At 69.2% G+C, this 26,424-nt stretch carries 15 protein-coding genes and 3 pseudogenes; 11 read left to right on the top strand and 7 right to left on the bottom strand.

Translation table 11 applies throughout. The annotated features are described in order from the left end of the window. Nucleotides 1-137: 137 nt before the first annotated feature. Nucleotides 138-1,913, bottom strand: a complete 1,776-nt coding sequence (locus tag ACFV2J_RS34825) for a DAK2 domain-containing protein (RefSeq protein WP_385096691.1) — start codon at nt 1,911-1,913, stop codon at nt 138-140. Nucleotides 1,914-2,172: 259 nt separating this feature from the next. Here ACFV2J_RS34825 and rpmB point away from each other — a divergent pair, with 259 nt between their 5' ends. Then, nucleotides 2,173-2,358, top strand: a complete 186-nt coding sequence (rpmB, locus tag ACFV2J_RS34820; RefSeq protein WP_168530407.1) for a 50S ribosomal protein L28 — start codon at nt 2,173-2,175, stop codon at nt 2,356-2,358. 144 nt (nt 2,359-2,502) lie between these two features. On the opposite strand, the gene ACFV2J_RS34815 is transcribed toward rpmB, so the two are convergent. Beyond that, nucleotides 2,503-3,468: a thiamine-phosphate kinase gene (locus tag ACFV2J_RS34815; RefSeq protein WP_148010650.1), complete on the bottom strand. Its 966-nt coding sequence runs from the start codon at nt 3,466-3,468 to the stop codon at nt 2,503-2,505. Nucleotides 3,469-3,674: 206 nt separating this feature from the next. Here ACFV2J_RS34815 and ACFV2J_RS34810 point away from each other — a divergent pair, with 206 nt between their 5' ends. Together ACFV2J_RS34810 and ACFV2J_RS34805 are read left to right on the top strand one after the other, a co-directional pair. Further along, on the top strand, nt 3,675-3,908 hold the full coding sequence (locus ACFV2J_RS34810; protein ID WP_003997603.1) for an Lrp/AsnC family transcriptional regulator: 234 nt from the start codon (nt 3,675-3,677) through the stop codon (nt 3,906-3,908). A 20-nt stretch (nt 3,909-3,928) separates the two neighbouring features. Further along, nucleotides 3,929-4,420: pseudogene (locus ACFV2J_RS34805) on the top strand (DUF3515 domain-containing protein); the annotation flags it as partial. 115 nt (nt 4,421-4,535) lie between these two features. Here ACFV2J_RS34805 and ACFV2J_RS34800 read toward each other — a convergent pair. Further along, a complete protein-coding gene (locus tag ACFV2J_RS34800; protein ID WP_385442424.1) occupies nt 4,536-8,795 on the bottom strand; it encodes a carboxypeptidase regulatory-like domain-containing protein in 4,260 nt (1,419 codons plus the stop codon). Nucleotides 8,796-9,242: 447 nt separating this feature from the next. Here ACFV2J_RS34800 and ACFV2J_RS34795 point away from each other — a divergent pair, with 447 nt between their 5' ends. Further along, the gene (locus tag ACFV2J_RS34795; protein WP_385442423.1) at nt 9,243-13,403 is read left to right on the top strand and encodes a carboxypeptidase regulatory-like domain-containing protein; all 4,161 of its coding nucleotides are present in this window, start codon (nt 9,243-9,245) and stop codon (nt 13,401-13,403) included. Nucleotides 13,404-13,659: 256 nt separating this feature from the next. Here the strand turns inward: ACFV2J_RS34795 and ACFV2J_RS34790 are convergent. Continuing rightward, nucleotides 13,660-14,001 (bottom strand): annotated as a pseudogene (locus ACFV2J_RS34790) (hypothetical protein); the annotation flags it as partial. A 300-nt stretch (nt 14,002-14,301) separates the two neighbouring features. Here ACFV2J_RS34790 and ACFV2J_RS34785 point away from each other — a divergent pair. Continuing rightward, nucleotides 14,302-16,887 carry an alpha-L-rhamnosidase C-terminal domain-containing protein gene (locus tag ACFV2J_RS34785; protein WP_385442421.1) on the top strand — a complete coding sequence of 862 codons (2,586 nt, stop codon included), beginning with the start codon at nt 14,302-14,304 and terminating at the stop codon, nt 16,885-16,887. Between the two features lie 192 nt (nt 16,888-17,079). On the opposite strand, the pseudogene ACFV2J_RS34780 reads toward ACFV2J_RS34785, so the two are convergent. Continuing rightward, nucleotides 17,080-17,268 (bottom strand): annotated as a pseudogene (locus ACFV2J_RS34780) (IS701 family transposase); the annotation flags it as partial. Nucleotides 17,269-17,407: 139 nt separating this feature from the next. Here ACFV2J_RS34780 and ACFV2J_RS34775 point away from each other — a divergent pair. Further along, nucleotides 17,408-17,728, top strand: a complete 321-nt coding sequence (locus ACFV2J_RS34775; RefSeq protein ID WP_385086373.1) for a hypothetical protein — start codon at nt 17,408-17,410, stop codon at nt 17,726-17,728. Nucleotides 17,729-17,886: 158 nt separating this feature from the next. Here the strand turns inward: ACFV2J_RS34775 and ACFV2J_RS34770 are convergent, their stop codons facing one another. Continuing rightward, nucleotides 17,887-18,765: a hypothetical protein gene (locus ACFV2J_RS34770; RefSeq protein ID WP_385086370.1), complete on the bottom strand. Its 879-nt coding sequence runs from the start codon at nt 18,763-18,765 to the stop codon at nt 17,887-17,889. Between the two features lie 9 nt (nt 18,766-18,774). After that, nucleotides 18,775-19,308 carry a SigE family RNA polymerase sigma factor gene (locus ACFV2J_RS34765; protein ID WP_385086368.1) on the bottom strand — a complete coding sequence of 178 codons (534 nt, stop codon included), beginning with the start codon at nt 19,306-19,308 and terminating at the stop codon, nt 18,775-18,777. Between the two features lie 361 nt (nt 19,309-19,669). On the opposite strand from ACFV2J_RS34765, the gene ACFV2J_RS34760 reads away from it, so the two are divergent. The 5 genes from ACFV2J_RS34760 (at nt 19,670) to ACFV2J_RS34740 (ending at nt 25,747) form a co-directional block, all read left to right on the top strand. Further along, entirely contained in the window at nt 19,670-20,071 is a 402-nt protein-coding gene (locus ACFV2J_RS34760) for a PPOX class F420-dependent oxidoreductase (protein ID WP_385086365.1), read from the top strand. A gap of 222 nt (nt 20,072-20,293) precedes the next feature. Continuing rightward, on the top strand, nt 20,294-20,911 hold the full coding sequence (locus tag ACFV2J_RS34755) for a GNAT family N-acetyltransferase (RefSeq protein WP_385086363.1): 618 nt from the start codon (nt 20,294-20,296) through the stop codon (nt 20,909-20,911). Between the two features lie 40 nt (nt 20,912-20,951). Next, nucleotides 20,952-21,883 (top strand): IS5 family transposase gene (locus ACFV2J_RS34750; protein ID WP_385086382.1). Its coding sequence is split into 2 segments (ribosomal slippage): nt 20,952-21,383 and nt 21,386-21,883, totalling 930 coding nucleotides; the frame shifts between segments, so codons are not numbered across the junction. Nucleotides 21,884-22,222: 339 nt separating this feature from the next. After that, complete coding sequence (locus tag ACFV2J_RS34745) at nt 22,223-24,199, top strand: DNA/RNA helicase domain-containing protein (protein WP_385086379.1); 1,977 nt, start codon at nt 22,223-22,225, stop codon at nt 24,197-24,199. A gap of 1,128 nt (nt 24,200-25,327) precedes the next feature. Further along, nucleotides 25,328-25,747: a hypothetical protein gene (locus ACFV2J_RS34740; protein WP_385086360.1), complete on the top strand. Its 420-nt coding sequence runs from the start codon at nt 25,328-25,330 to the stop codon at nt 25,745-25,747. Nucleotides 25,748-26,424: the final 677 nt, after the last annotated feature.

The raw sequence follows: 26,424 nt of genomic DNA, 5'->3' as shown, positions 1-26,424 counted from the left end.
ATGTCAGCCCGTCCGGCGTTTGAGGACAAGGCCCTTAAGGCCGGACGGGGGTCTGGGGGCGGAGCCCCCAGGTACGGGATGGGACGGGTAGGGGCGGCGGGGGCGAAGGCACCCGGGGTGTGGCACGCGGCGGGGCGCTACTCCACGCCGATCAGCAGCAGCGCCCCCTGCCGCCCCCCTCGATACACCACCGTGTCGACCGCCAAATACGTCTCCCTGACCCGGGATTCGAGACGCGCGGCAATCGCCCCGGGCGCCTCGTCACCGAGGACGAGCGTCACCATCTCACCACCGGCGGCGAGCATACGGTCGATGACCGCCTCCGCCGTGGCCGCGATGTCCGCCCCGATCACGGCCACGTCCCCCTCGATGAGGCCGAGTACGTCCCCGGCCTGACAGATGCCCGCCATGGTCCAGGACTGCCGCTCGGCGACGGCGACCTCCGCATACCGGGTGGCACCCGCCGCCGAGGTCATGGCGACGACGTCCTCGTCGAAGCGCCGCCCGGGCTCGTGCACGGCCAGCGCGGCGATGCCCTGGACCGCCGAACGGGTCGGGATCAGCGCGACCCGCACCCCCTCCGTGCGGGCCTGCTCGGCCGCGGCCGCCGCGGTGTGCCGCAGGTCGGCGTCGTTGGGCAGCAGCACCACCTCGCGCGCGTGGGCCCGTCGTACGGCGTCCACTAGCTCCCCGCTGGCGGGCGGCTCACCGGGCCGCGCGAGCACGGTGGTCGCCCCGGCCTCGGCGTACAGTCCCGCCAGTCCCTCGCCGGGCACCACCGCCACGACGGCCCGCTGGGCCCGTTCCCTGGGCGGCAGCCCCGCCGCACCCGCGGTGTGCGCGTCACCGAGCCCGAAGTGCGTGATCCTGATGCGGTGCGGCCGCCCGGCCTCGACGCCCGCCTCCACCGCGGCGCCCGCGTCGTCCACATGGACGTGGACGTTCCACAGTCCGTCGCCGCCGACGACCACGAGGGAGTCCCCGAGGCGGTCGAGCCGCTCGCGCAACCGCGTCACGGCCGTGTCCTCCGCCTCCAGGAGGTAGATGACCTCGAAGGCCGGCCCTCCGTCGTCCGGCCGGTCGTCCGCGCAACCGGGGTCGGCGTGCCCGGCGCCGGCGTCGCGGCCGGGAGCGGGACGCGGGCCGACCGCGGCGGTGGCCTCGGTCACGGGCCCGGCCGCCACGGCCACGCGCGTGTGCGCCTCCCCCAGCGCCCACCCGGTACGCGGGGACTCCCCCGTGAACGTCTCCACCAGTGCCGCGAGTACCGCCACCAGCCCCCGCCCGCCCGCGTCCACCACACCGGCGCGGGCCAGCACGGCGAGCTGCCGGGGGGTCGCCACCAGGGCGGCCCGCGCTCCCTCGTAGGCCGCGCGCGCGACCGTGCCGCAGTCCCCCTCGGCGCCGCCGGCCGCTTCGGCGGCGGCCGCGGCGACCGTGAGGACGGTGCCCTCGACCGGGTGCGCGACGGCGTCGCGCGCGGAGTCGGCGGCCTGCCTCAGGGCGAGACGGAGCCCCTCGGCATCGGTGTGAGCGCTCTCACCGTCGGCGGCCAGCACCAGTGCCATGCCGCGGAGCAGCTGCGCGAGGATCGTCCCTGAGTTGCCGCGGGCCCCGATCAGCGCCCCGTGCGCCATCGCCCGCACCGCGTCGGCGAGAGTGGGCCGCCCCTCCCCCGCGCTCGCCGGGCCGTCGCCCGCGGCGGCCACCGTCTCGTGACCCGCGAAGACCGCCTCCACCGCCGCCGTCGCCGACTCCACGGTCAGATACAGGTTGGTCCCGGTGTCCCCGTCGGCCACCGGATAGACATTGATGGCGTCGATCTCCTCGCGGGCCCGTCCCAGCGCCTCCAGCGCGAGGCCGCACCAGGTGCGCACCGCGAGAGCATCCAATGTCTGCGGCACCTGCGGCACCTGCGCCTCCTTGAGCTGCTGGACGTGGGACGCAGCGTAGACCCAGAGCGGGTTACTGACGGTAGCGGGTCCGGGGAGGGCCGGGGCCCGCCCCGGGGCGGCCATGGTAGTTTCGTTCTCCGGACGCAGTCGTTGTATGCTGCTCCAGTTGCCCGATTCCGATCGGGTCTTCCCCCTGGCACCGCCACTCAGATCCTAGATCTTGATCCCGGCATGCCGGGATCCACCGTAAGTGCATCTGAAGTCTTTGGAGTGACCCGTGGCTGCCAACTGCGACGTCTGCGGCAAGGGGCCGGGCTTCGGCAACAACATCTCGCACTCGCACCGCCGTACGTCCCGCCGCTGGAACCCCAACATCCAGCGTGTACGTACCGTGGTGAGCGGGACGCCGAAGCGCGTGAACGCTTGCACCTCGTGCATCAAGGCCGGCAAGGTGACGCGCTGACAACCGCCAGCGCGCGGCCACTGCTGGTTCGCTTGCACTGAACCCGTCCACCTCACGGTGGGCGGGTTCTGTGCTGTTCGCACACCCACGCGCGGGAGAGCGCGGCGCACGCCCTCGACGCGCACCGCACCGGCCCCGGCCGTCTCACGACTCGATGTCACCGAAGTGGTCCCAGCCGCCCTTGCTGGTCCACGGTGCGCCGTCCACCGTGACCTGCGGCAGCGCGGAGGGGTTGAGCACCTCCCCGATCACCTTCCAGCGCGCGGGCAGCTTCACGTCCGGCGGGAAGGCCGCGACGATCGCGTGGTCCTCGCCGCCGGTGAGCACCCACTGGATCGGGTCGACGCCGACGGCCTGGCCGATGTCGTTCATCTGCGACGGGATGTCGATGGCACCCGAGCGGATGTCGATCCTGACCTTGCTCGCCTCGGCGATGTGACCCAGGTCGGCGATCAGCCCGTCACTCACGTCGCACATCGCCGTCGCGCCGAGCCCGGCGGCCGCGGGACCCGCGTGGTACGGGGGCTCGGGGCGCCGGTGCGCCTCGACGAAGGCCCGCGGCGAACGGAAACCGCGGGAGAGCACCGCGTGCCCGGCCGCCGACCAGCCGAGCCAGCCCGTCACGGCGATCACGTCGCCGGGCCGTGCGCCGCCCCGGGTCACCGGCTCGTGGTTGCGCAGATCACCGAGCGCGGTGATCGCGACGGTGATGGTGTCACCCCGTACGACGTCGCCGCCGACCACGGCGGCGCCCGCGACCTGGCACTCGTCGCGCAGCCCGTCCATCAGCTCGGACGGCCAGGTGGCCGGCAGCTCGGCCGGTACGACGAGACCGAGCAGCAGCGCGGTCGGTACGGCGCCCATCGCGGCGATGTCCGCGAGGTTCTGCGCGGCCGCCTTGCGTCCGACGTCGTACGCCGTCGACCAGTCGCGGCGGAAGTGCCGGCCCTCCAGGAGGATGTCGGTGCTCGCCACGACCCTGCGGTCGGGCGCGGCCACCACCGCGGCGTCGTCGCCGGGGCCGACCCGGACCGCCGGGGTGGTGGTGAGACGCGAAGTGAGCTCCTTGATGAGCCCGAACTCCCCCAACTCGCCCACGGTGCCCTTCATCGTCGTACTGCTCCCTCTGCCGCTACCGGTGCCCGGTAGCGAGCCGTCTCTGTCCTCGGTACGGTCGAGTTGACCGTCAACTTGTGCGGTCCGCGCACCCCGGCGCGCAAGCCCCAGTCACCGCGGGTCTCCCCGCGACGAGCGGCGACGCGATACCGTGGCGTTCCTTTTCCCCACATGATCCTCGTGGCCGCCCTGGAGGTTCCGTGGTACAGGCGTACATCCTGATCCAGACGGAGGTCGGCAAAGCGTCGACCGTCGCCGAGACGATCAGCAAGATCCCGGGGGTGATCCAGGCCGAGGACGTGACAGGACCGTACGACGTGATCGTGCGGGCCCAGGCCGACACCGTGGACGATCTCGGCCGCATGGTGGTCGCGAAAGTCCAGCAAGTGGATGGCATCACCCGCACCCTGACCTGCCCGGTGGTGCACCTCTAGCCCCCGTCTACCCTTGGCCGGTGAACTCTTCCCGTCACCGGCACACCACTCTTCTCGGGCTGCCCGTTCTCGCCCTGCTGATCTCCGTCACGGGCTGCTCCTCAGCAGACGACGGCGCCTCGGCCGTGGTTCCCGGTCCGGACGCGAAGGTTTCCGCGCTGTGCCAGAACCTGGACAAGGTGCTGCCGAAGAAGGTGGACGGCCTCGACCGGAACGATCCCGAGCCCCGGTCCGCGCTGACCGCGGGCTGGGGAAGCCCGGCGATCATACTGCGCTGCGGTGTCGAACGACCCTCGAAGATGAACGACGAGGAGGCACTCAGCGGCGAGGTGAACGGCGTCGGCTGGCTGATGGAGAAGCGGAGCGACGGGGCGTACCGCTTCACCAGCAGCCTACGCCGGGCGTACGTCGAAGTCAGCGTGCCGAGGAAGTGGGCCGAGCGGGACGGTTCGGCCGCGCTCGTCGACCTGGCGGCATCCATCAAGAAGGCGATCCCCGCGGGGATCGCGGACTGTGAGATGTGTGCGGTACCGCGCGCCGGCCCCCGGGGGCGGGGGCCGGGGGGGGGCGGGGGCGCCCCGCGGGGGCCGGGGCGGGCGGGCGGCTGGGGTTCCGGCCGGCCCCGTCTCACCTCGCCCGCAGACGGAAGTCCGAGGTGACCACTCCTCCCTTCACCAGCCGGATCGACCGGGTCGCGGGCCGGTAGCCGTCCGCCCGTACGACCACTCGCACGGGGCCGCCCTTCACCGGCGACCACGCGGAGTACGTGCCGTCCTGGGCCGTAGTCGCGGTCTGAGCGCCGCTCGGGCCGTCGATGTCGATCGTGGCACCCTCGAGGGGTGCCACCTCCCCCGCGGGCGTCGTACGGGAGACGGTCCCGGTCAGCCGGCCCCAGCCGGCCGGAGGTACCACCGTCATGGTCACCGGCAGTGACACCGCGCCGTACGGGGTGTCCGTGTCGACGACGAGCGCCGCCCGGTGTGCGCCGGCGTCGGCGGCGGTCATCGCCCCGGCGTCGAGGGTCAGCCGTATCCGGGCCGACCCGTGCGCTTCGACCGTGAGCTTCCTGGCCGATTCCGCGAGCCACGGTACGTCGCCATGTGCCTGGTCCCAGCCGGGCAGTTCGCGCACGGCCTGCTGCGGCACGCTGTAGGCGTCCATGCCGCCGAGCGCGAACCAGCCGGGCGCCGACTGGGCACCGAGCACGGGTTCGGCCAGGTTGGGCAGCGCGGACCAGGTGTCGGTGGCCGGGTCGTAGGCGTGTGCCTCGTTGGTCAGCGCGCCGGCGCTCACCTCGAAGCCACCGGCGACCAGCAGTTGGCCGTCGGCCGCTGTCCCGGTGGCGCCCCAGACATCGGCCGGGGCGTCGGCCACCCGGTGCCAGGTCCCGCTCGCCCGGTCCAGCGCGTAGGCGTGGTCGGTGGCCCGTGGGGAGTGGCCGTCGGGCTCGTAGGCACCGCCCGCGCAGTAGGCCACGCCGTCCGCGTCGCCGCACACCGGGTACGAGATCGGTTCCGGGTAGGGCTTGCCTGCCGCCCAGGTGTCGGTCGCCGGGTCGTAGATCTGGACGTCGGCGCTGCCGCAGTTGATCCGGTCGCAGCCGCCGATCACGTACAGCCGGTCACCGAGGACGACCGAGCCGGCGGCACCGTACGCCTTGGGCACGTCCGCGATCTGCGACCAGGTGTCGGTGACCGGGTCGTAGACCTCGCCGCCCGCGATGGGCGCTCCCGAGGCGTCGCGGCCGCCGGTGACGTACAGCTTGCCGCGGATGAAGCCGTAGGCCGGCCCGAGTCGCCTGGTGGCCGGCGCCGTGAGTGCGCGCCAGGTCGCGGTGCCCGGATCGTAGGCGGAGAAGGCAGCGCTCCACTGACCTCCCGGTGCCTCACCGAGGCCGGCGTACAGCGTGCCGTCGTCGACCGCGGCGATTCCCCCGAAGGTCCCGGTCGGCAGGTCGGTCAGCGCGGACCATTCCTGCCCGGCCGGGGTGCGGGTTCCGGACGCCGGTGCGGCGGCGGTGCGCGGCAGGGTGTTCGGGGTGAGTGCCGCTGTGGCGTGCCGGGCGGGGGCACCGCTCGATGGCGCCGGGGTGCCGCCGAGGTTCTGCTCGCCGAGCGAGACGGTGGCGGGCGTACCGCCGGTGTTGTGAACGGTGACCGTGACGTTCTTCCTGGCCCCCCACGGCACGTTGGCCGTCACCGACCGGATGTCGTAGCGCAGTTGAGCCGGGTGCAGGGTGAAGTCGGCCGTGGTGACGGTGTCGGCCCGCACCCTGACCGTGTCGGTGACGGGCGGGTATCCGAAGCCGGGCAGGCCCGCGGTGAATTTCTGCGGGCCCGTGCGCGACGAGAACAGCCAGTACAGGCCGTCGCCGCGTGCCAGGTCGCCCGGCGCGGCCACCATACGGCCGCGGTCGGCGGCCACCGCTGCGGCGGCGACGGTCGCGCCGAGGACGCCGTGACCGGAGTTGGCGTCGTCGATCCGTCCGACCAGCAGCCCGCCGGGACGGGTGACCAGAGCCGGGGTTCCGACTCTCACGTCGTCGATCTGCCATATGCCGGTCAGGGAGCCCGTGAAGTGGAATCTGACGCGTACCGACTTCTTGCCCGCGTACGAGGTCAGCGGCACCGCCTCGTGAGCCGGACCGGCGACGATGTCGGTGTGGTGCCACAGGGTGGTCCAGGTCGCGCCGCCGTCGGTGCTCGCGTCCACGTCCGCGGTCAGATCGCCGACCCGGTAGAGCGAGGGCAACGCTGTGTCGAACTGCAGCTCGGGGGCTCGCTCGGCGCTGAAGTCGTAGCTGGGGCTGATGAGTTCGGTGTCGGCGGGTGCCCAGCCCAGGGCGAAGTCGTCCACTTCGGCGAATCGGCCGGTTCCGCCGGTCTGGTTGCCCCGGTTGAGCGGGTCGTCGAACTGCCAGCCGCCGGCCGCGGTGTTGTCGCGGATCGTCCACCCGTCAGGCCTGGCCGCGGTCGGGAAGGACTGCGACTCGCCACCGTGGTAGGTCATTTCGTAGCCGGGAGCCAGTGTGCCCGTGGTGTCGAGCGGCAGTGTCAGGTCGGCGGTCCGCGGGGCGGACCTCACCGGGGCAGTGGTGTCGGCGGCCCGGTAGCCGGGGTAGAGCGCCGTGGCGTGCAGCGTGTAGGTGTGGTTGTCGGGCACGCGGACCGCGTACCGGCCGGTCGCCGGGTCGGTGAAGAACGTGCCGGGCACACCGTCGACCGTGAGCCGGGCGTAGACGCCCCAGCCGTGCTGGCCGCCGTCGCGGACGGTGCCGGACAGGGTCTGTGAGGGCAGCGCGGTCAGCGCCACGTTCTTGGTCAGTGTGGCACCGTCGTCCACGCGGACCGTGCCGAGGGCGTTGTCCTTGTAGCCGAAGGCACTGATCGTCAGTGCGTACGACCCCGCCGGTATGTCCAGCCGGTAGGCGCCCTGCGCGTCGCTGGTCGCCCGGTGGTCGCCGAGCGCGACCGTGGCGCCGGGCACCGGCCGGCCGGTGCCCGCGTCGGTGACCGAGCCGGAGACGGTGCCGTGCGGACCGGGGCGGAAGGCGGTGGTGCCGTCCGGTGTGCCCAGCCCGCTCGGTCCGTCGTAGCCGGGCTGCGCGGAGCAGGTGAAGGCGGGGGTGCAGTCGGGTGTCGGACCGTGGCCGCACACCGATCGGTCGGCGCAGCTGCCGTCGTCGCCCTGGGTCACGTCGTGGAGGGCGCCGGGCGCCTGGTAGGGGTAGGCGGCCGGGTAGGTTCCGGAGACGGGGGTGCCGGCCAGCGCGTACACGCCCGCGATGATCGGCGCGGAGGCGCTGGTGCCGCCGTAGACGTTCCAGCCGCCGTCGGAGAAGGAGTTGTAGACCGCCACGCCGGTCGCCGGGTCCGCGACGGCGCTGACATCCGCGACTGAGCGGCCCGAACAGTCCACGGCGGACTGGAAGGCGGGTTTGGGCTCGACCTCCGAGCAGCCGGATCCTGGCGCGCCCCAGTGCTGTTGCCCGCCGCCGTCGACGGTGGTGGTGTTCCACACCGATTCGTCCCAGCCGCGTGCGCTGCCGTCGCGGACCAGTGAGGTGCCGCCCACCGCGGTGACGTACGGCGAGGACGCCGGGTAACTGGCGCCGTAGCCGCCGTCGCCGGAGCTGAAGACGACCGCGACTCCTGGGTGGTTGAAGTACGCCTCGTCGTAGGCGAGTTGGCCGCTGTCGTCGCTGTAGCCGCCCCAGGAGTTGGAGACGTAGCGCGCGCCCAGGGACACGGCGGTGTTCTCGGCCGTGCCCAGGTCGTCGGAGGACGCGCTGTCGGCCTCGACGAGCAGGAGGTGTGCGTCGGGTGCGATCGCGGAGACCATGTCGAGGTCGAGCGAGATCTCGCCCGCCCAGCCGTCGTCTGCGGCCGGGTAGGCGGCGGCGCCGTGTTCGTCCACCTTGCGGAAGCAGCCGTTGTCCGAGGTGCAGGCGGGCAGCCCGTACTGCCTGCGGTAGACGGCGAGATCGGCCTCGGCGCCGGGGTTGTCGTAGGCGTCGACGATGGCGATCGTGGCCCCGGCCCCGCCGTCGGCCGGCAGTCCGTAGGCCGCGCGCAGGTCGGCCGGGGAGTAGCCGTCGGGGTCGGCCTGGCCGGCCGCGGCGCGGCGCAGGCCGAGCGTGGCGGGGACGTCGGTGCGGCGCAGGGCGAAACACGTGAAGGAGCCGGGCCGGGGTGTGCCGCAGGCGGGCTCGGCGGAGACGGCGGTCGCCGAGGTGGCGGACGGTTCGGACGCGGAGGACGCGGCGTGGGCCTGTCCGGGCAGCAGTGCCACCAGGACGGCGAGGACGGCGGCGGCCACCGTGGCCGCGACGGACCGGGGGCGAGACGGTCTGCGCCGCCCGGGTCCGGCGGGCGATCTGTGCAGCAAGGACGGCTCCTGGAGGTGACGGGGCGGGGGCCCGTGGGCCCGGCTTCGTTCGACACACGGGCGTGCAGTGGAAGACGCGTGTTGACCAGCACAAAAGTCCATCCATTCGCATCGGCTGGTCAACGCGGACAGCTGGCGGTTTGACGCCGTGTCGTATTCACGCCTTCGACACATTCCGGTGAACGTGGGCCCACAGCAGGCGTTTTGTGTCCGCTCAGCGGACAGAAGGAATCGCGCATTCCCCGTGAAACGCGCCTGAATCACTGCCGGGAGACACCGGGACGGCACCTCAATATTGACGTTCAGTCACCACTGTCACTGAAAGCAAGTGATTGACACACGAATTACCGGTCCCGCTAATTAGCCCCCGGTGAATACCGAGACATTCACCGTCGCCCGAGAGCCGTGTACGGGTCGACCCCAGCAACCACGCATGGGAGTCACACGTTGCGCACCACAGGCACGACAACGCGAACCAGATCCCCCCTCAGACGAACGATATCCACCGGCCTGGCCGTCCTCGGCGCCACCGCGATGGCGCTGCTCGGCCTGCAGGCACCGGCGTCCGCCTCGGACGCCGCGCCCGCCTCCGCCTCTGCCTCTGCCACCTCGGACGGCGCACGCCCGCTCTTCGAGCCGACGTGCGCCGCGCCCAAGCGCAGCCACTTCTCCTGCTTCGCCCTGCGCCGCTCCGACGTGAAGTCGGTCAAGGGCCTGATGCGGTCTGCCGACACGCCCAACGGCTACGGTGCCGCCGATCTGCAGAGCGCCTACAACCTGGCCGCCGACGGCGGTGGCGGGCAGACCGTCGCCATCGTCGACGCCTTCGACGACCCCACCGCCGAGGCGGACCTCGCCGTCTACCGAGAGCAGTACGGACTGCCGGCCTGCACCACGGACAACGGCTGCTTCCACAAAGTCAGCCAGCGGGGCGGGACCGACTATCCCGATCCCGACCCTGGCTGGGCCGGCGAGATCTCCCTCGACCTCGACATGGTCTCCGCGGTCGCGCCCAACGCCCACATCCTGCTGGTCGAGGCGGACGACAACAGCTTCGAGAGTCTGTCCTCGGCGGTCGACGAAGCCGTCGCGCTCGGCGCGAAGTTCGTCTCCAACTCCTACGGCAGCGACTACCGCGGCGGCAACGGCGAGGACCCCTCCGAAACCACCACGCTGGACGCCCACTACAACCACCCGGGTGTCGCGATCACCGCGTCCACCGGCGACTACGCCTACGGCGTCGGCTACCCGGCGGCCTCCCAGTACGTGACCTCCGTGGGCGGCACCACGCTGACCCGGGCCCCTTCCACACCGCGCGGCTGGACCGAGTCCGCCTGGAACCTCGCCGGCTCCGGCTGCTCACTGTACGAACCCAAGCCGGCGTTCCAGCACGACACCGGCTGTGACAACCGGGCGCTCGCCGACGTCTCCGCCGTCGCGGAGGACGTGGCGGTCTACCAGACCTACGGCAATGGCGGCTGGGCCGTGTACGGCGGCACCAGCGTCTCGGCGCCCATCATCGCGTCGGTGTACGCCGACGCCGGAACCCCCGTGGCCGGCACCTACCCGAACTCCTACCCCTACGCGACGCACGCCGGGATCAACGACATCACCACCGGTAGCAACGGCAATTGCTCCCCGTCCTACCTGTGCAACGGCACCGACGGCTACGACGGTCCCACCGGCCTCGGCACACCCGCCGGTCTGTCCGCGTTCCGCAGCGGCCCGCACGGCGTGATCTCCGGAAGCGTCACGGACAGCGCCACCGGCAAACCCGTCAGCGGGGCCACCGTCAGCGCGGGCACCAACGTCGCCCACACCGACGCCTCCGGTGCGTACTCCCTGACGGTGCCGACCGGCACCTACGATGTCACGGTCCAGGCGTTCGGATACGCCGACGACTCGGCCGACAAGGTCGTGGTCGACGACGGCGCCACGCTCACCAAGAGTTTCTCCCTCACCCCGGTACCCAGCCGGACCGTCGCAGGCAGGGTCGTCGACGGCTCCGGCCACGGATGGCCGCTCTACGCCAAGATCACCGCGGACGGCGTGCCCGGCTCCGTGTGGACCGACCCGGCCACCGGCTCCTACAGCCTCGACCTGCCGGAGGGGCACGCCTACACCCTGCACGTCGCCACGGCCTCCACCGGCTACCGCGCCGTCACCAAGAAGATCGACGTCGGCGGCTCCGACCAGACCGTCGGCTTCTCGGTCCCCGTCGACTCATGGGCCACCAGCACACCCGGATATCAGGTCCACGACAGCGGCAGCACCGAGCCCTTCGACGCCACCGATGCCCCGCCGACGGGCTGGAGCGTGGTCAACGCGGACGGGACAGACGGAGGTTGGCAGTTCGACGACCCCGGCAGCCGCGGCAACGGCACCGGTGGTGACGGCGCGTTCGCCGTCGTCGACAGCGACCACTTCGGCGGCGCCGCCTCCCAGGACACCTCGCTGGTGACCCCGGTCTACGACTTCAGCGGCAAGGACAACCCCGAACTGGCCTTCAACACCCAGTACCAGCAGTTCAACAACCAGACCGCCGAGGTCGAGGCGACCGAGAACGGCGGCAAGACCTGGACCAAGGTCTGGTCCGCGGGTTCATCGATCTTCCCCGGCCAGCGGATCACCGTCCCGCTCACCGACTTCGCGGGCAAGTCCTCGGTGCGGTTGCGCTTCCACTTCACCTCGCACTTCGGCTGGTGGTGGTCCGTCGACAACGTTCTCATCGGCGACCGCGAGGTCACACCCACACCGGGCGCCCTCGTCGTCGGCACCGTGACCGACGCGAACACCGCCACCGGCGTGGTCGGCGCCACCGTCACCAGCAAGGACAAGCCCGCCGAGCAGACCACGACGGTCGCCACCCCCGACGACCCCAACCTCCCCGACGGCTTCTACTCACTCCTCTCGACCACCTTCGGCAGCCACACCTTCACCGCGGCCAAGTCCAAGTACACCTCCCTCTCCAAGGCGGTGAAGGTCGGCGCCGACAGCACGGTCTCGGCCGACTTCACCCTCAAGGCCGGGAACATCACCATCACCCCCGCCTCCGTCTCCGCCACCGTCGCCTGGGGCGGATCCAAAACGCAGAACCTGACGGTGAAGAACACCGGCGGCGCGCCCGCGACGGTCAAGCTCGGCGAGCAGTCCGGCACCTTCACCCAGCAGGGCAAGGGCGCCGCGCTACGCACCGTCAAGGGTGACTTCACCCCGCTGTCCAGCAAGGCCCACGCCAAGAGCGGCACGGCCAAGCCCGCCGCCGTCCCGGCCGAAGGCCCCTGGCAAACCGTCCCGGACTTCCCGGGCGCCATCATGGACAACGCTGTCAGCGCCCATGACGGCAAGATCTACTCGGCCTTCGGGTACACGGGATCGGCCGACAGCAAGGACCTGTACGTCCTCGACCCGGTCGCCGGCAGCTGGACGAAGCTGGCGAGCGCGTCCGACACCCGCGAGGACCCCGCGCACGGCTTCATCGACGGCAAGTTCTATGCCGTCGGCGGCTGGGCCTCGTCCGGCAACCCCGACGCGAAGCTGGAGATCTACGACCCGAGTTCGGACAGCTGGACCACCGGCGCGTCCGCGCCCAAGCCGTACGCCGGATCCGGGAGCACCGTCCTCGACGGCAAGCTCTACATGATCGGCGGATGCGGCGCCGACTCCTGCGGCACCTCCGACGCCAGCGTCTACGACCCCAAGACCGACACCTGGTCCGCGATCGCCGCCTACCCCGAACCGATCTCGTGGCAGGCCTGCGGCGCCATCGACGACCTGCTCTACTGCGCAGGCGGTCTGGGCACCGGCAACAGCGACGTGACCCACACCTACGTCTACGACCCGGGCACCGACAGCTGGTCCCAGCTCGCCGACATGCCCGCCGCGCAGTGGGGTTCGGCCTCCACCGCGGCCAACGGACAGCTGCTGCTGGCCGGCGGTGTCGGCAACAACGCGCTCACCAACCGCAGCCAGGCCTTCGACCCGAAGGCTGGCACCTGGAGCGCGCTTCCCAATCCCACCGTGCCCACGTACCGGGGCGGCGGCGCCCCCGGCTTCTACAAGGTCGGCGGCGGCACCGCGCCCAGCACCCCGACGTCGAAGGCCGAGCTGCTGCCCGGCTACGACCAGACCGGATCGGGCGACATCACCTGGCTGGGCGAAAGCACCCAGCAACTCACCCTGGAGCCCGGCGCGAAGGCGACCGTCACCGTCTCCCTGGACGCCTCGGTCCCCGAGGTGACCCAGCCCGGTGACCTGACCGCCGCCCTCACCGTGGGCACCGACACTCCGTACTCCGTGCCGCGGGTACCGGTCAGCCTGCACGTCAACCCGCCCAAGACCTGGGGCAAGATCACCGGAACCGTCCTGGGGGCCACGTCGTCCGGCGGCACCGCGCCGCTGGCCGGGGCGACCGTCCAGATCGACAGCTGGGCCTCGACGTACACCCTCACCACCGCGGCCGACGGCACGTACGCCCTGTGGCTCGACGCCCGCAACAATCCGCTGACCGTCATCGTCGCCAAGGACGGCTACCAGCCGACCGTGACGACGGTGAAGATCCAGAAGGGAGCGACGGTCACCAGCAACTTCACCCTCAAGCGGAAGTAGCGCGGAAGCCACCACAAGGCGCCGACAGCGCCTGGAACCGCACCGTCGTCACGCTGTCCGCGCACGCTGGACATGAAGGGTGGGCCGGTCCTCGCGGAGCGGCCCACCCGCCGATTTCGCACTGGACCGTTGCCGCAGATAGGGTGCTGCAGCTGCACAGCGCGGCAGGCCGTGTACGGCGGTACGCGGCCTGCCGCCTTGGTCCTTGAGTCCGGTCCCGTCGGACCTCGGGGACCAGGTCGCCCGGGCAGGACGTTCACGACCCAGCAGTCCCCCGGGCCCTGGTCCCCGGGGACGCCAACTGTTCCTGACAGAGCCGTTGGACGTGGCGATGGGTGATCAGGCAGACGGCACTTCTGAGGAAGGCTTCGTGGATGTCGTCGCAACGTTCCCAGCGGATGCACAAGCGGCGGAAGCCGTGAAGCCAGGCGATCGTACGCTCGACGACGGAGCGGAAGATACCCAGGCCGGTGCCGTGGGACTCGCCGCGCTTCGTGATCACCGGTCGGATCCCGCGGGCCCAGAGCAGGCGCCCGTACTTGTCGTGGTCGTAGCCGCGGTCGGCCGGCAACGCGTCGGGGCGCCCGCGAACGTGCCGTGCCGCGAGGCGCGCAGTGCTTATGACGAATGCCAAGTTATGCGCGATGGGTTGACGCGGTCATGGCTACTGCATACCTTGCCTTTTGCGGAATAGACCTGAAACGTTTCAAAAGGATCTGGACCGTCACCCGCCACCCTGGCCTGCGCGTTCTTCGTTGATCGCCGCTGACCTGAGAGCCGTCAAAGCAGCACTCGCACCCTCGGAGTTCCTATGATCATTTCGGGCAGACGACGTCCGTCACGCAGACGCAGTTGGGCCGGCGCGACATTCACTCTGGGCCTTGCCCTCATCGTGGCCATGCTCGCCCAGCCCGTGGCCGTGTCCGCCACGGAACACGCCACCCGGACCAGGACACCCCGGGCCACGAGTGACTGGCGGCAGTACGTCCAGACCCCGAAGCACTCCGACATCTGCCCCGTCTCCGTGGTCAGCACGACAGGCTCGGTCGAAGGCGCCCGGAACCTGTTGTGCGGCGGCACCGGCAGCACGACGCTGACCTACACCGCCGGCGGAGAAGCGCCCACCATCCTTCTCGACTACGGCCAAGAGACGGGCGGCCAGCCCTACTTCACCGTCTCCGCCAAGTCCGGGTCCCCGACTCTGAAGGCCGCGTACAGCGAGGGCCTGGAGTACATGAGCCCGTCCGGTGACGGGGCCGCGCCCTGGGCGGACGGCGACAGTTCACGGTTCGACACCTACCAGGTCTCCGGTCCGGGCACGATCACCAACCCCGCCGCGCAAGGAGGCGAGCGGTACGAGCAGATAACGCTCTCCGACCCAGGCCGTGTCACGCTCAGCAAGGTCGGGATCAAGTACATCGCCGACCGTACTCAGGCGAGCGGATACCAGGGTCACTTCCTGTCGAGTTCGGACGAGCTGAACAAGATCTGGTACGCCGGTGCTTACACCTTGCAGACCAATCTCGTCCCGGCCAACTCGCTTCCCGGGAGCTGGGCGATCCAGGACGGTGCTTTGAGTGCCGGCGGTTCGAAGGTGAACGACGGTGCCGGCGTCCTGAATCGCGGCTCGTCCTGGAGTGATTACACGACGACCTTCCGGACCAGGATTCTCCACAACCAGGCCGGGTGGATGGCACGCGCGCAGAACTCGCAGAACGGCTACCTGTTCATCCTCGACGACAGCACTGACACAGGCGGCGCCCCGAACACCCTGCAGAAACTCAACGTCCACAACGGCGCCTACACGAGCCTCGGGTCCGTGGCACTGCCGTCGCCCCTGACCGAGGGCACCTGGCACACAGTGGCCACCACGGTGTCCGCAACCAGCATCTCGATCCTGCTGGACGGCCAGCCGATCGATCATGTCGACACCTCGTCGCTGCCCGCCGAAGCAGTGGCCTATCCGACCGGGACCATCGGCTTTCGTGAGTTCGGCGACGAGGAGGCGTCCTTCAAGGACCTCACTGTCGTCAGCAGTCAAGGCAAGACGCTCTACAGCCATCCGCTTACCGCGCCTGCGTCCCTCGCCGACTTCACTCCGCCGGGATCCAACGCGGTGGCATCGGTTCTCGACGGCGCCCGGCGCGACCGTGCGATCTGGAGCGGCGACATCCTGGTGGAGGGCCTCACCGACTACTACTCCGTGAACAATCCGGAGTACATCAAACAGTCGCTGGACCTGCTGGGCAGCCGGCAGCTTTCCAGCGGATTCGTGCCCGGCGCCCTCCATCCGGCAAGCGTGGCGCACCTCGGCCCGCTCACCCCGGGCGAGACGGCCAGCTACTCCGCCACGTATTCCATGTACTTCGTTGCGGATCTGGCCAGTTACTATCTCCACACCGGCGACAAGGATTTCGTCACCAAGGAATGGCCCGTCGTCAAGCGTGAACTCGCATGGAACGCGACCAGGGTGGACGGGAACGGCCTGTTCTCAACCCGCGCCGGGGTCGACGGAGCGGACTGGGACTTCTACGACGGCGACAAGGGTGGCGAGGTCTCGGCCTACAACATCCTCTACTACAAGGCACTGCTGGACGGTGCGGCACTGGCCACAGCGGCCGGAGACGCCTCACAAGCCGCTGCCTATCGGGCCGACGCCGAAGCGCTGCGGAAGCGAATCAACGAGCGTCTCTACGACCCGACGAGCGGCCTCTACAAGATCAGCGACACCCAGTCCGGAGTCGCTCAGGACGCCAACGCACTGGCAGTCCTGTACGGAGTTGCCCCGGCCGCCAAGCAGGCGGAGATCCTGTCCAAGCTCAAGTCGTCGCTGTGGAGCACCCCTTACGGACCGCTTCCCTTCTCCTCCGACGCCGGCAACAAGAACCTGGTCAGCCCCTTCATCAGCGGGTTCGAACTCCAGGCGCGTCTGGCGACCGGGGATACCGCCAACGCACAAGAGCTCCTGCACAACGTGTGGGGTCACATGATCGCTCCCGGCCCGAATCAGACCGGGACTATGTGGGAGAACATCTCCGGCCACGATGGCACACCCGGCCTCGGGTCGGGAGCGAGCCTGTCCCACGGTTGGTCCACGGCCCCGACGTCCGCACTGTCCAGCTACGTCCTGGGCGTTCGTCCGGACACGGCGGGCTACAGCACCTGGACGGTGCAGCCCCACCCCGGAGACCTCACCTGGACCCGAGGAAGTGTTCCCACCCCGCACGGAGACCTCAGCGTCAACTGGACCGCAAATAAGGGCAAGAGCCAGTTCAGCCTGACCGTCAACGCCCCCAGGGGGACCAGCGGCACCATCGCCGTCCCGGTCTCCGGCCGGACCGGCACCGTTAGGGTCAACGGTGAGGTGGTCTGGCGCCACGGATCCTTCGCCGCGGCGGCGGGAGTCACCCAAGGACGCTTTGAATCGGGCTATGTCTATCTGAAGGTGAAGCGCCATGGCACCTTCAAGGTGACCTCGCACTAGGGTCCGCATTCAAACTGATCTTGCCCTGAGCAGGAATGACACGAAACTGACCGCCGCCTCGTAGGAGGTGGCGGTCAGTCGTGTCTGGAGGTGATGCCACGGAAGTCTTAAGGCGTGTGGGAGGAACTGCACCTGGTGCTGCGGAACAGTTGCGGGCCCCGAAGAAGCTGGACTGGTCGCGGACGGTGATCGGTGTTGCAGTCCGTACGGGTTCGCGTCGCCGGCCTGCTCGGCGAGTGTCCGGCACTCCTTGCGCGGCGGGTTCGACAACAGGCCGAGCACGAACGCCCGTGCCCGGCGCCGGGGTTCCACCCGGACGAACCGGCCCGCGATACGGCCCATCAGGACCTCGAACGCTTTCTGCCAGCGGGCAGGATCTATGCTGTGACCTGCGGCTACCGTCTGATCTTCTGTCTTCACACACCGATGATCACCGGTGGCCGCCCCCGTTCCCGGACCAGCCCCGACCAGCAAAATCAGGATCTGGTCCCGAGTAGCAGTTCTGGAGTTGAATCGGCTGATGGACATGTCCTCACGAGAGATCCGCATGCCCCTCAGCGAGGTCGTCGCGGTACTCCAGGACCTGAACGAGTTCGTCGTTTCCCTCGACCGACTCGGATCCCACCAGGGATCCGGGACCGCCGACGATTACACCGTCGGTAAATTCATCGCCGACTGGGATGTCGCTCGGCGATTGGCCCGCGCCCGACGCATCATCAGCGTCGCGCTGGATGCACAACTGAGCCAGGAAGACAACGCCGAGATCGACGCCCTGTGCGACCAGGGCCGCTTCTACGGCACGGACAGCACCATCGGCCCCTCGAGTGACCAGTCCGGCTGAGACGGCAAGCGCATCGGACCGGACCAATCGAGTCGGGAATCAGTTCGCCCCGAGACCTGGCACCCGACCAGCAAGATCGCCATCTACAACTGGAGTATTAGGCGGAGCGCTTGACGGTGCTGGTGGTGGGGTGGCCACCAGCACCGCCGTCTTCGCTCTCAGTCGTCCGCGCCGATGGCCTCCTGCAAGTCCAGCGGCAGCGCGGCGGCGTCCCGCACTAGGTCGAGGAAACGGGGGTCGCCAACGGCGGCCTCCAGTTCTTCTCCGGTGACTGGAGAGGAGGCCCCGGCGTCCACATCCGGGTAGACGGTGAGTACCGCCTCACTGTGCGCGTAGGTGAAGGCGATCTGAGTGGACATGGTGTCTGACGGTTCGACGCGCAAGCGGAGCGATGTTGCCCTGACACCGCTCCCGCCCGGCAGGGTGACGTACTCACAAGTCCCGCCCTTGCGCGCAATGTCCTTGAAGCAGGGCCGCGGACCGGGCCGGTTTTTGGACGACCGCACGGTGAAGATGAGCTCGAACACTCGGCCTCCTGCGCTCTCACCGTTGTACAGCTGCGCGTAGTTGCGTACCGGGTGGACGAAACCGATGCTGTCTGGCAGCAGGCGGTCCAGGAGAACGGCCGCCCGTTGCTGGAACTCCTCACGCCGCTTCCGGTCGGCCGCGGACAGCTGAGCTATAGCAAGGTCCCCGGGGTCCATCGACTCGGCCGGCAGGGGGGTGCGGTAAGGCCCCGGCTCGGGGGCCAGGCCGTGTGAGTGGTGTGGCGAGGGCGTGGCACTCGCGGCGGGCCGCACCGACGTGTGGGAGTCGCCTCCCCCGGCGACCGTCAGGCAGGCGGCCACCACTGCCCCGGCCACGCAGGCGCTCCCGGTGGCAATAACGAGCCGGGCCCTCAGCCTGCGGCGCTGCCCCTGGGCGACCGCGGCAGGTACCAGGTCGTGCGACGGCGGCAGGTCCGCCACCGTCCGTTCCATCGCGTCCCTGACCAACAGGGCGCTGTGGTCGTTTTCTTCGGGCATGTTGGCTGTCATGGCGGTTCCTCAGCTCCCGCTGGCGTAGGTGTGGGCCTCGCCCAGGCGGGCGCGCAGTCTGGCGAGGGAGCGTGAGCACTGGCTCTTGACCGTGGACTCGCTGCACTTCAGGAGCTCGGCGACGGACTCGACGCTCTGGTCCTCCCAGTACCGCAGTACGACCATGGCCCGTGCCCGGGGCGGAAGTTCGGAGAGCGCGGATATCAGCGTCAGCCGCAGATCGGTGTCTCCCAGTGCGGGCCGGGGGTTCGGGCGGGAGTGCGCCACCAGATCCCGCAGGCGGCGCCGCCGCTCGGCCAGGTATGTACGGGTCAGCACCGTTCTCGCGTAGGCCTCGATGTGGTCTGCGAGGCTCGCCCGGTGCCAGTGCTGGAACAGCTTGGCGAGCGTGGTCTGCGTCAGGTCCCGCGCCGTCTCAGGGTCCCCGCAGAGCAGGTAGGCGGTCCGGTACAGCCGTCTCTGACTCGCCTGGGCGAACGCCTCGAAGCTCGGGGGCGCCTGGGATCCCTGTGGCGCCTCGGAGCCTCGGCCGTGGTCCGGCATCTGCTCTCCTTGTCCGGCTCCCCTCAGGGAGCCTTGTCCTGTCACCCCTCTTCAGAGCGCTGTCGTGTCCTAAAGGTTGAAAGCCACTTCGCATTCGTCTCCGCCCGCGCCTGCCGCTGGGATCCCTGGAGGGAATCGCACAACAACGAGTCGGGCCCGGTCTCCCGCACGCTCCCGCTCCAGTGGCGCAGCTTCGAGGCCCCAGCAGGCATGACTGACAATCGTCACGTGGTCACGCCTACCGCAAGGTACCGCGAACTCTGAGCCCGGCCGGTGCGCGGTTCCGGGGCTGGGTGAGGGCCGGTCCGCACGCGTGGCTACCGTGGATCCGGCATTCACCGGCCCTACTCCTGGAGACCCCGTGCCCGTATCCCTCGGCGAGAACGTGCTGGCGATGCTGCGACGCCCCAGCATCTGCCACATCGCCACGACGATGCCCGACGGCTCCCCCCAGCTCACCCAGACATGGGTCGACACCGACGGTGAACACGTCCTGATCAACAGCGTGGAGTCGCATCAGAAGACCCGGAACATCGCACGCGACCCGCGGGTGGCCATAGCGATCTCCGACCCCTCGGAACCGTCCTCCTACGTCCAGATCCGCGGCCGTGTGGTGCGCGTGACCGCCGAGGGAGCGGTCGAGCACATTGAGGCACTCGCGCAGAAGTACCTCGGCGGGCCCTACCCATGGTTCGGCGGTCGCGACCAGGTCCGGGTGATCTACGTGATCCAGCCCGATCGGATCACCAGCCCCCGCGGCTGAGCTCGTGTCACGGGGCCGGGGTCCCCGGAACGGCGGGAAATCCGCCGCGTCGCGCGGCCTCACACTGGACCGGCTCCGCCTCGGCCGCCGCCGGAAGGGCGGCGTTCGCGGCGCGGCGGCGGATGGGGATGCCGGAGAACCACTAGGCCCTGTCTCCCCGATCACGGGGTCCTGTGGCGAATCAGGAGGACGTTGGGCGGTTCGGCCGGACACAATGCGGCCATGGTTGATCACGTTCGAGATGTTTCACGCCCGGATTTCCTCAGCAAGCCGTCGCTACGAGGGGAACAGGTGCTGCTCCGGCCAGTCACGGCGGATGACGTGCCTGCGCTGATGCCGATGTTCCTGGACACAGAGGCATCACGGCTGACCGGCAGTCATGACGACGGTGTGCCCGATGAGGGGCGAATACGTACCTGGTACGACAGTCGTCGGGAGCAAGATGACCGGCTGGACCTTGCCGTGGTCGAGCTGGCGACGGGGAACGTCATCGGCGAGGCGGTCCTCAACGAGTGGGACCCAGGCAACGAAAGTTGCAGCTTCCGCATCTGCCTGGTGCCCGGCACCTACGGATCTGGCCTGGGGACGGAGGCGACCCGTCTGATCGTCGGATACGGCTTCGAGAAGCTGGGGCTGCACCGCATCACGCTGGAGGTCTACGCGTTCAATCCGCGAGCCCGCCGCGCTTACGAGAAGGTGGGGTTCGTCGCCGAGGGCGTACTGCGTGACGCGCTGCTCTGGGAGGGCGAGCGGGTGGACGCGACGGTGATGTCGATCCTGGCGCCGGAGTGGCTCCAGCACGGTGGACGTTCGGAAACAACCGGTCACGCGTCGGTCTGACCGTGCCGCTGGCATCAGGTCGCTCGTTGTTCCGCTCATGATGAGCCGGGGTGATCTGTCCGACGCTGAGTGGGCCGTGCTGGAGTCACTGCTGCCGGTGAGCAACAACCGATGCGGCCGGTGGCGGGACCACCGCCAGGTGATCAACGGGATCATCCACCGGCTTGGCACCGGGGTGCAGTGGCGAGAGCTCCCGGAACGTTTTGGCCCGTGGAAGACCGTCCACAAGCGCCACTTGCGTTGGTCGGCCGATGGCACCTGGGAACGCCTGCTTCACCACCTCCAGGCCGTCGCCGATGCGGTGAGCGACATCGACTGGGACATCAACGTCGACTCCACTTCGATCCGCGCCCATCAGCATGCGGCCGGTGCACCGAGGAAGCCGCCAGCGGTCCTGCCGGCTGGGGCAAAGGGGGCTGCGCGAAGATCAGTTCACGTGCGCGCGCACATGCTCCGCAGCCTCCGGGAGGCGGTGGCGCACCTGGCGAGGCCCTGGGCCGCTCGCGCGGTGGGCTGACCACGAAGGTGCACCTGGCCTCGGACGGGTTGTGCCGTCCGCTGGCCTTGCTCGTCACCCCGGGGCAGCGGGCCGACTGCACCCAGTTCATCCCCGTCATGGACAAGATCCGGGTCCCGCGCGTGGGTTCGGGCCGACCACGGCGGTTGCCGGACAGCGTCAGCGCGGACCGCGCCTACAGCAACAGCAAGATCCGCGCCTATCTGCGACGCAGGGGAATCAGCCATGCCATCCCGGAGAAGCGCGACACCATCGCTGCCCGTGAGCGGCGAGGCTCACGTGGCGGGCGGCCACCGGGCTTCGACACCGAACGCTATGCCGCGCGGAACACGGTGGAACGGGCCGTGAACAAGCTCAAGCAGTTCAGAGCCGTCGCAACGCGCTACGACAAAAGAGCGTACGTCTTCCTCGGAACCGTCACCGCCGCGGCCATCCTCATCTGGCTCCGCTCGTGATCGGGGAGACAGGGCCTAGCTGGCGACCATCAGGGCGATCACGACGACGGACTCGGTGGTGCCCCACACCCAGGGCGCGGCGGTGGCCATCTTGGGCGGCGCCTTGCAGGACGGTGGATCCGCTCCGTACGCGGCAACGGCACTTCTGGGGAACCTAGCGGCGCGGGGCACGGCGCGCGGAAGCGAGTCGGTGAGCTGCTGCTCGGTCGCCTATCCGGCCGCCGGTGATGCTGACCGTAGCAGCTCCCCTGCTGGCCGAAGATCGCTTGTCGTCACTGGGGGCTACTGGGATACTCAGCCGTCTCATTCGCACCAATGGCTTTACTGTTAGGGCCGTTGGTGTCTCCGAAATGGTGGATCGGCTTCGGGAGCGTGGGCGTTGTGGCTGGCGGGGGCGCGTGGTCAGAGTTGGAAGCCTACTGGCCCGCCGAAGAGATGGTGCGGGACCGGGAACGCGTCAAGGACAAGATCGCCGAGTGCTACACGGCGGCGCACCCCACAGGACAGGCCCCCTCAGCCGGGGACATCGATTCGTGGCGCGAGAGCGTCTACGAAGTTGCCACAGCGCTCAAGGATCTCGGTCTCGGCCAGGTGTGGGTTTTCATCGAGTATCGCGTCGATCCGAAGATGAACCCCATCGATGTGGTCCTCGCCGGCCACCACCCCGAGGGAGGGCTGAGCTTTGCAGCTGTTGAACTAAAGCAGTGGAGCACAGTCGAGCGGCCCAACCGGGCGAATGCCACCAAGGGCCTCTGTGCAGAATGTAGGAAGCCTAGCGCCCTGGCCCTGTGCAAGCAGTGCGCGATCGAGCGCGTCTACGCGCCGTTCTACGCAGCGCACAAGAAGCATCCGGCGGTGCAGGTGCGGGACAACCTGGAGTCCCTCAAGCAACACCACAGCATGTTCGACGACCGGTACGTCCACCTCACTGGGGCAGCCTATCTGCATAATCTCAAGGATCCGCAGTCTCAGTGGATTAGCCAGATCATGCCCTGCCCTGGCATCCGCACGTTCACAGCCCGCCAGCCTGCGCAGTTGCGGAAATTCCTCAACTCCAGCTTCACATCAGCCGATGGTGCGGACGCTGCCGAGGCGCTGCTGGGGCGGCGCCGGTCGACCGCGCTCCTGACCTCCGAGATCGGCAACATCGTCAGCGGCTACACACACTTCAGTTTGGTGGAGAACCAACTCAAAGCAGTGAAAAACGTCATGAACTCGGTCCGCGATCCGTCGGCAAGCCTCAAGCAGGTCTACGTGATCCGCGGACGCGCAGGCACGGGTAAGTCCCTCGTCGCGCTCACTTTGCTGGGAGACGTTATTAGGGACGGCTATGCGGCACGTTTCGTATCGGGCGGCGTGGCGTCACGCGAGAACTTCCGTCGGGGTGCGCCGCGTGGCTACGGAAAAGCGTTTATGACGCTCAACAAGGTCGCGGACAAGATCGGGCCCGACGGAGTGGACCTCATCCTTTGCGACGAGGCGCACCGGCTAACTGAGCGCCCGATGAAGGGCTCGTTCTACATGCGCGACGGCGAGTCCTCCGTCGAGGTCATCGTGTCCCGGGCAAAGGTTCCGGTCTTCTTCATCGACGGCGACCAGCGTCTGTTCGCTGACGAGGTCTGGTCCGAGGATCTGCTCATCGAGGAGATCCAGAAGCTACCCGCGGAGGTCGTCACGATCGACTTCGATCGTGCGCTACGCGCGGTCGGGAGTTCCACCTTCGACACCTGGGTGAAACGGCTGCTGCTCGGCGATCCGCTGCCGTGGAAGGCAGACGACGGAACAGAAGCCGAGCCGTTCGAACTCCACTGGACCGACAGCGCCGCACGGATGGAGAAGGTCCTGCAGGCGAAGTTGGACGCGGGCGCGAGCGCCCGGATGACGGCTGGCATGTGCTGGGAGTGGACCGACACGTCGGGCACGTTCCCAGACGTCGCCCCGGAGGTCGGGTGGGCCCGTCCGTGGAACGCTGAGGACTCGCACGACATGCCCGGCGTACCGAAGCGCCACTACTGGGCAACGGACGACGGCGGCTTCAATCAGATCGGCTGCGTGCACACTGCCCAGGGCCTGGAGTACGACTGGGGCGGCGTCATCATGGGCCCCGATCTCACATGGTCAGGCAACGCCTGGGTCCTGGACCGAGAACACGTGAAGAGCAAAGCCATCCGGATCAGCTCCGACGTCGAATTAGCGCAACGGATCCGTAACCACTACGGCGTCCTGATGACTCGCTCGATCCGCGGCACGGTGCTCTACTCCACCCACGCGGCAACCAGAAAACTCTTCGCTGACCTCGGCGTTCCCAAACTCTGACGTCGTAGGTGACCCGCGGCCTGCAAGCCGGGGCACCTCATCAGTTGGATGGCTGGAAAGCGTGTTGGCTCGCGGCCCGAGCGGCGCGGCATTGGGATCTCTTGTCCAGAACTAACCAGGTCCTGAGCATGATTGCCGAGCTCCAAAGCCTGATGTCGGTATGGGCTGACGATCCATGATTCCTGTGGTATGCCGACTGTATAAGGCATGCGCAAGGGGCGGGCTGACCGACGAACGGCGAGCCGTTCGCCTGAAGTTGAGGATGGAGGCGGCCGGACGGTTCGCTCCGGGCGTAGACCTGTCCCTGGCGATCGCCTTGGCCGTACTCATGATCCGGCAGCTGCGACTCAAGGAGAGGCGACGGAACTGGGATCAGGCGTGAAGTGTCCTGCGCTGCCTGCGGATTACTGGACGTGGAAAGCAGTGCGCCGGTTCTTCACCTCTGACGGCAGCAGGGGCTGACCAGCGAGTTGCCCGACCGGCTCCGCATGAGCGTGAAGCAGAGGGCCGGGACGCGGAGCCGACCGGTCTGTGTCGACGGGTGGGCCAAAGCGATGTACGAACACGTCAACGACATTGATCCCGCGTCCGGTGAAAAGCCTGGCGTAGGCACGCCGACCGAGTGTGCACATGTGCCGGATGCGAGTCATCTGCAGATGTTCAGGGACGGGTTGGCGCAGCGGAACGAGGCGGATTGGAAGCCGCTGGACGACTGCGTCCTGCGGACCCGACGTGCACAAGCGTCCCGACTCCGTAGGCGCATGCCGCGCGCAGCGGGCCGGGCGCCGTGACATCGTGCCATGCTGAGTGTCCCCGCCAGGGGCACAGCAGCATCGAGGGCTACCACTCAGGGGCGGTGCGTAAGGCATGAGATGTCCGGCCCCGGCCTCTGGGTCGCAGCGCCGGCGGGCTCCGCAAACCCGAAGAGCGGTCCCTATCTTCCCGTCCATCGAAAACCGAAGCCTCGCCGCCAGCGGGGCTTCCGGCGCACACGGACCACCGAGCCAGCGCCCCGCGCCATCGGCAGCGCGCGTACAAGGGTCGAACAGCTGCGACAAGGTCGAACGCACCGTTACGAATCCGCCACACCCCAGACCCCAGCAGGCCGCGGCGCCCACCATCGCCCGCATGAAACGCAACCTCACTGCCGCAGTCGCCCTGCTGCTCGCCACCCTCACCGCATGCGGGAGCGGTGCCGACAAGACCCAGAAGCCTGCGGACAACGCAGCCCCGCGATCAGCAGCGAGAACGGCCAAGTCCGCCACCAGGGCGTCGACTCCGACACCGTCGTCGTCTCGCTGCGGGCCCTCGCGGGACGTCCTCGTCTGGTACAAAGTGCCGGACATCCCCGACAGTGCGCAGACATTGGGGAACTACAACGTCGTCACCTGCGAGACGACCTTCGATGATCTCCAGCACACGTCCCCTACGCAGCCCGGCTACTGCACCGCTGCAGCCTGGGTGAGCGACAACCCTGGCTACGACGTCGATGCGAGGCCCGCCATGCGCCCGAAGAAGGTGCAAGTCGCAGTGGGACCCGGCTGCTGACATCTGCACCGAAGCGTCAGGCGACGCCACGGGCGGGGGTGACGAATGCGGCCATACTAGGCGCATGCCCGAACACGCACGAACGCAAGCGTTGGCCTACCGACTCGCTGAACAGACTCGGCCGCGTACGACGCGTGGCTCAATCAGGCCTGCCTCGCGCTCGCGGACGAGGTGACGGTAACGCTACTGCCGTCGAAGGTGCGGGATGCCGGGATCCGGCTCGCTTGGGCTGTGCCTACCGGCGCCGTCCTCGCCGACAGTGTGGCGGCTGACCGGTAAGGCGCGGCAAGTGGGTGCGCCACAGCGCTCTCGGGGCGGCGCCGGCGGAGGCGGGCCCAGCTGCGAGGCTGCTGTGAGTACGAGCAGCGAGGCTGAGGCCTACGGGGGTCCCCCCCCCCCCGGTTCTCTAACTTCTCTTGTGGCTTGTGAGGGAAGATCGAAGCCCGCCCGCTGAGCTCGATAGGGTCGCAAAACAGATCGGCCTCGCCTCCCCCGGCGGGGCCGATCGCCGTTCTTGCCACCCCGTACGCACCCTGGGGAGGCCCGCCTGTCAACACCCGTCCGTCCTGCCTTGGCATCTGCATCCTGACCTGGCGTCGTGCCGAGCACGCCCGCGACTCGACGGCACCCCGCACGACATCCCCATGAGCTGGGGCGTACCTGTGCACTGCGCGGAC

It is taken from the genome of Streptomyces sp. NPDC059668 (assembly GCF_042734135.1).
Classification (GTDB): domain Bacteria; phylum Actinomycetota; class Actinomycetes; order Streptomycetales; family Streptomycetaceae; genus Streptomyces.
The sequence above is the reverse complement of the archived record's forward strand: the minus strand, read 5'-3'. Positions and strand labels throughout refer to the sequence as shown.

Bases quoted from the DNA above. Each gene is read 5' to 3' on its own strand.
- ACFV2J_RS34815 (WP_148010650.1), bottom strand. From the start codon at position 3,468: ATGAAGGGCACCGTGGGCGAGTTGGGGGAGTTCGGGCTCATCAAGGAG.
- ACFV2J_RS34785 (WP_385442421.1), top strand. From the start codon at position 14,302: ATGCTCGCCCAGCCCGTGGCCGTGTCCGCCACGGAACACGCCACCCGG.
- ACFV2J_RS34775 (WP_385086373.1), top strand. From the start codon at position 17,408: ATGGACATGTCCTCACGAGAGATCCGCATGCCCCTCAGCGAGGTCGTC.
- ACFV2J_RS34770 (WP_385086370.1), bottom strand. From the start codon at position 18,765: ATGACAGCCAACATGCCCGAAGAAAACGACCACAGCGCCCTGTTGGTC.
- ACFV2J_RS34765 (WP_385086368.1), bottom strand. From the start codon at position 19,308: ATGCCGGACCACGGCCGAGGCTCCGAGGCGCCACAGGGATCCCAGGCG.
- ACFV2J_RS34755 (WP_385086363.1), top strand. From the start codon at position 20,294: ATGGTTGATCACGTTCGAGATGTTTCACGCCCGGATTTCCTCAGCAAG.
- ACFV2J_RS34740 (WP_385086360.1), top strand. From the start codon at position 25,328: ATGAAACGCAACCTCACTGCCGCAGTCGCCCTGCTGCTCGCCACCCTC.